Annotated in this window: 1 protein-coding gene and 1 pseudogene; both read left to right on the forward strand. The window is 72.8% G+C overall.

Features of this window, described 5'->3' with window-relative positions; genetic code table 11:
• Positions 1 to 470: pseudogene (locus G5C51_RS41430) on the forward strand (4-(cytidine 5'-diphospho)-2-C-methyl-D-erythritol kinase); the annotation flags it as partial.
• A gap of 61 nt (positions 471 to 531) precedes the next feature.
• Positions 532 to 2,331, forward strand: a complete 1,800-nt coding sequence (locus G5C51_RS41435) for an ABC-F family ATP-binding cassette domain-containing protein (RefSeq protein WP_165246026.1) — start codon at positions 532 to 534, stop codon at positions 2,329 to 2,331.
• Positions 2,332 to 2,587 lie beyond the last annotated feature (256 nt).

The following is a 2,587-nucleotide window of genomic DNA, read 5'->3' on the forward strand; positions in this document are numbered from 1 at the left end:
GGGGGGACCTGCTGACGCCGGTCGAGGTGGGCGGGACCTTCCACTGGGTCTTCGCGGTCGCGGACGGGGGGCTGTCGACGCCCGCGGTGTACGGCGAGTGCGACCGGCTGCGCGAGGCCTCCGGCGGCGGCTCCTCGGATACGGACGTACCGGCACCGGAGGCGTCGGAGGACGTCCTCCGGGCGCTGCGGTCCGGCGACGCGACCGCCCTCGCGGCGGCCCTGCGCGACAGCAACGATCTGCAGCCCGCCGCCCTGTCCCTGCGCCCCGACCTGGCGGCGACGCTGAAGGCCGGCGAGGCCGCCGGCGCGCTGGCCGGGCTCGTCTCGGGCTCCGGGCCGACCACGGCGTTCCTGGCCGAAGGCGCGGAGGCGGCCGAACGGATCGCGGCGGCGCTGACGGACGCGGGCGTGTGCCGGGCGGCGCGGGTGGCCTCGGCCCCCGCCCCGGGCGCCCGGCCGGTGGGCTAGCCACCGCGGCTACGCTGGGAGAGTCGCCCAGCACCACACCCCCGAGGAGCGCCCCGGACGTATGGCCACCAACCTGGTCAATCTGGAAGCCGTCAGCAAGACCTACGGCACCAGGACTCTTCTCGACGCCATCTCGCTGGGGGTCAACGACACCGACCGGATCGGCGTCGTCGGCCGCAACGGCGACGGCAAGACCACCCTCATCCGCATGCTGAGCCGGCTCGAGGAGCCGGACCGCGGGCGGGTCACGCACGCCGGCGGGCTGCGGCTCGGGGTGCTGGCGCAGTACGACGCGCTCGACCCCGCGGCCACCGTGCGGCACGAGGTCGTCGGCGACCGCGCCGATCACGAGTGGGCCGGTGACGCCCGTATCCGCGACATCCTGACCGGCCTCTTCGGCGGCCTGGACATGCCGGGCTTTCCGCAGGGCCTGGATACGGTCATCGGGCCGCTGTCGGGCGGCGAGCGGCGGCGGATCGCGCTGGCCAAGCTGCTCATCGCCGAGCAGGACGTGATCGTGCTGGACGAGCCCACCAACCATCTGGATGTCGAGGGCATCTCATGGCTGGCGCGGCATCTGCAGCAGCGCCGGTCCGCGCTCGTGGTCGTCACCCACGACCGGTGGTTCCTCGACCAGGTCTGTACGCGCATGTGGGACGTGCAGCGGGCCGAGGTGCACGAATACGAGGGCGGCTACTCGGACTACGTCTTCGCGCGCGCCGAGCGCGAGCGCATCGCGGCGTCCGCGGAGGCCAAGCGGCAGAACCTGGTCCGCAAGGAGCTGGCGTGGCTGCGCCGGGGTGCCCCGGCCCGTACCAGCAAGCCGCGGTTCCGTATCGAAGCGGCCAACGCACTGATCGAGGATGTGCCGCCGCCGCGGGACAGCGCGGAGCTGATGAAATTCGCCAACTCCCGCCTCGGCAAGACCGTCTTCGAGCTCGAGGACGTGACTGTGCAGGCCGGCCCGAAGGTGCTGCTCAAGCACCTGACCTGGCAGCTCGGTCCCGGCGACCGGGTCGGCCTGGTCGGGGTGAACGGCGCCGGAAAGACGTCCCTGCTGCGGGCGCTCGCGGACGCGGCCCGTAACGACAAGCAGCCGGCGGCCGGGCAGATCAAGGTCGGCAAGACGGTCAAACTCGCCTATCTCTCCCAGGAAGTCGCCGAACTCGACCCCGCGCTGCGGGTGCTGCAGGCCGTCGAGCAGGTGCGGCAGCGCGTCGATCTCGGCAAGGGGCGGGAGATGACGGCGGGGCAGCTGTGCGAGAAGTTCGGGTTCACCAAGGAGAAGCAGTGGACGCCGGTCGGCGATCTGTCCGGCGGTGAGCGGCGGCGGCTGCAGGTGCTGCGGCTGCTGATGGACGAGCCCAACGTGCTCTTCCTGGACGAGCCGACGAACGACCTCGACATCGAGACCCTCACCCAGCTCGAGGACCTGCTGGACGGCTGGCCCGGGTCGATGGTCGTGATCAGCCACGACCGGTACTTCCTGGAGCGGACCACGGACCGGGTGTACGCGCTGCTCGGCGACGCCACGCTGCGGATGCTGCCGCGGGGCATCGACGAGTATCTGGAGCGCCGGGCCCGGGTCCGGGAGTCGGAGCAGCCGGCGCCGGCCGCCGCGGCTCCGGCCGCGGCGCCCGGAAAGTCCGGCGCCGACGCCCGGGCCGCGAAGAAGGAGCTGCAGCGCATCGAGCGGCAGCTCGACCGCGTCGGCGACAAGGAGGCGAAGCTGCACGCCGCCATCGCCGAGCACGCCACCGACTTCGCGAAGGTCGCCGAACTCGACGCCGAACTGCGGGAATTGGCCGGTCAGCGGGAGGACCTGGAGACCCGCTGGCTGGAGCTGGCCGAGGACGCCTGAGGCGGCTCCCGGCCGGGCCGCGGGCGGGCTGCGGGCCGCTGTGACGCAACCGGTACGTCGGCTGTCGGCGTCCGGTGGTAGAAAAGGGTCTGCTCATATGCACGCATGCCGTCTCGGGGGGACAGATGTCACAGCCGCCTCAGCCGCCGAACAATCCGCCACAGGGCGGCTTCGGCCCACCGCCTGAGGACCCTGGACAGCAGCCCGGGAGCCGTGCCCAGCCACCCCAGCAGCCCCCGGCCCAGCCGCCCACACC

It is taken from the genome of Streptomyces coryli, from assembly GCF_011044975.1.
Classification (GTDB): Bacteria; Actinomycetota; Actinomycetes; order Streptomycetales; family Streptomycetaceae; genus Streptomyces; species Streptomyces coryli.

Coding starts and splice junctions, on each gene's coding strand:
- G5C51_RS41435 (WP_165246026.1), top strand. CDS start 532: ATGGCCACCAACCTGGTCAATCTGGAAGCCGTCAGCAAGACCTACGGC.